A 2,567-nucleotide genomic window follows, 5' to 3' on the forward strand; every position below is an offset into this window, starting at 1 on the left:
CCTGGAAGACCCAGCCGCGCGACCACTACATCGGCTGGACCCCCTCGCAACGCCAGGCGCACCTGCACCGGGTCGTGAATAATGCTCGATTCCTCATCCTGCCGTGGATCGAATGCAAGAATCTGGCTTCGTCCATCTTGGCTCGTGCAGCCCGGGAGATCGCCGCCGACTGGCCAGTCCAGTACGGTTACCGGCCGCTCTTGCTCGAAACTTTCGTCGAGCAAGAGCGCTTTCGCGGCACCGCTTACCGAGCGGCCAACTGGCTCTGCCTTGGACAAACCACCGGTCGCGGCAAGCTCGATGTCCACCACCAAGCCTTGCTGCCCATCAAAACCGTCTGGGTCTATCCCCTCGACCGAAACTTCAGGCGCGTGCTCTGCCGGTGACCCTAGCGTTCCGGCTCCGACCCAAGCGCATGCACGCACGCCCGGGGTTATTGAGGAGTTACCTGACGGTCGTCGAACCCATTGAATGCGAAGGCGTACATGAGTACCCGATGACGGTGTTCGACGACGGCAGCGGCTCCCTGCGGCACGCCCAACTCACCGCCTGCTCTTACGGCGAACTGGAGAGCCTGCTATGGAAGGCTCTGGAGACCGATAGAAGCGCCTTTGTCATCCTTTCCCACAACTTCGAGTTACTCAACGAGGCGAAGAATCGGCCGGACGAGGTGGTCGTCAAGCGCTTTCGCAAGCTGTGCTCGTTTCTCGACCGCAACCGGGACAGCTTTCGCGTGCGTCCCTTCCACGGCCTGCAAGCCCGGACCGCACTACAGCAACAGCCCACCCCTCTCCGATCGCCGATCTGGAGGACCGGCGCAAGAATACTGGAACAGGCCTACCGCAGGAGGTACGGATGAATCATTGGCAATTTCGTCCGCAGCCTTTCAAGTTTCAACTCAGCGACTGGACGCTCTTCAGCATACCGCTTCGGCTGCAGATCCTGGCAATACGGCTGATCGACGAAACGCCCCCGGTAGCGCTGCCGGCTCTGCCGCCCGAACCGCTCGCCACAGGAAGCCAGGGATATTTGATCCGGGGACTGCCGGTAGCTGCCGAACTGCCCGTCATCAGCCAAGTCGAAGGCTACCTCTGCTACGTCCCTCTTCAGTATCAACACTGCTACATCGATCTGGGAATGTCTTTCGAGAGCTATCAGAAGAAATTCTCCTCGAAAACCCGGTCCACGATCAGTCGCAAGGTCAGGAAGTACGCCGAGCACTGCGGCGGTACGGTCGCCTGGAAAACCTACGCCATGCCCGACGAGATGCACGAGTTCTTCCTGCTCGCCCGCGCGGTTTCCCAGAAGACCTATCAGGAACGATTGCTGGATGCCGGGATTCCCGATACCGAGGATTTTATCGCGCACGCCGAGTCGCTCGCCGCCGAGCAACGGGTACGCGCCTACCTCCTGTTCGACGGCGAACGACCGGTTTCGTATCTTTACTGTCCGGTGCACGATGGCGTTCTCACCTATGCTTACCTCGGCTACGATCCAGACTATATGAACATGTCAGTGGGCACGGTCCTGCAGTGGTTGGCGGTGGAGCAACTGTTCAGGGAAGGACGCTTTCGCTACTTCGACTTCACCGAAGGCCAGTCGGAACACAAACGCCTCTTCGCGACCCACCAACGGCAATGTGCCAACGTCTTCCTGGTGCGGCGCACCCTCGGAAACACGATGCTCGTATACAGTCATCTGGGCATGGAAAGGTTTTCGAAGTGGCTCGGTGCAACGCTGGAACGTTTCGGGATAAAAGCCAAGATCAAACAGTTCCTGCGCTTCGGAAAATGACCCACTCGGCACTCGACAGAGCCCCTGCCCGCGCGGCAACAGGGCGACAGCGCAGGCACCGGCCCGAACCATTCTAGGCGGACGCCGGTCAGAACCAGCGGTCATGCACTGTTACGCTGGCGGTTCGACGCTTGCGCTATACTTCGGCGCAAATGACGATATCCGGATGCCACAGGAAAACCACAGAGCATGAGCGAACGCGAAATTGACCACCTGCTGGTCGAACGCGCACAGGCGGGCGATAAACATGCGTTCGAGTTGCTGGTAGCGAAATACCAACGCAAGGTCGCACGTTTGTTGTCGCGCTTCATACGCGACCAGTCCGAGGTCGAGGACGTTGCGCAGGAAGCGTTCATCAAGGCTTATCGGGCGCTGCCCGCGTTTCGTGGGGACAGTGCGTTCTATACCTGGCTGTACCGGATTGCGATCAACACCGCCAAGAACTATCTCGTCGCCCAGGGACGCCGCGCGCCGACATCGACCGAATTCGACGCCGAAGAAGCCGAAGGTTTTGAGGATGCCGGCCGCCTACGCGACATCAACACCCCGGAAAGCCTGCTGCAGTCCAAGCAGACCGGGGAAACGATCAATGCGGCCATGGCTGCCCTGCCGGAGGAGTTGCGTAGCGCCATCGTGCTGCGTGAGATCGAAGGTTTGAGTTACGAGGAAATTGCTGAGGCGATGCGTTGTCCGACCGGCACGGTGCGTTCGCGAATCTTCCGCGCTCGCGAGGCCGTCGCCGAGAAGCTGCGGCCGCTACTCGACACCTCTGC

4 protein-coding genes are annotated in these 2,567 nt (G+C 60.1%); all 4 read left to right on the top strand.

Translation table 11 applies throughout. The features are described 5' to 3' along the window. On the top strand, nt 1-386 hold a 386-nt coding region (locus KAY22_RS27785), incomplete at its 5' end, for a Druantia anti-phage system protein DruA (protein WP_296626271.1). Nucleotides 387-496: 110 nt separating this feature from the next. Next, entirely contained in the window at nt 497-859 is a 363-nt protein-coding gene (locus tag KAY22_RS27790) for a hypothetical protein (protein WP_296626272.1), read from the top strand. Beyond that, nucleotides 856-1,794 carry a GNAT family N-acetyltransferase gene (locus KAY22_RS27795; protein WP_287652435.1) on the top strand — a complete coding sequence of 313 codons (939 nt, stop codon included), beginning with the start codon at nt 856-858 and terminating at the stop codon, nt 1,792-1,794. Before KAY22_RS27790 ends, KAY22_RS27795 begins: the two co-directional genes overlap by 4 nt. Before the next feature lie 189 nt (nt 1,795-1,983). Next, a partial coding sequence (gene rpoE / locus KAY22_RS27800) for an RNA polymerase sigma factor RpoE (RefSeq protein WP_296626273.1) occupies nt 1,984-2,567 on the top strand: 584 nt, incomplete at its 3' end.

Source organism: Rhizorhabdus sp., assembly GCF_018006725.1.
Lineage (GTDB): Bacteria > Pseudomonadota > Alphaproteobacteria > Sphingomonadales > Sphingomonadaceae > Rhizorhabdus.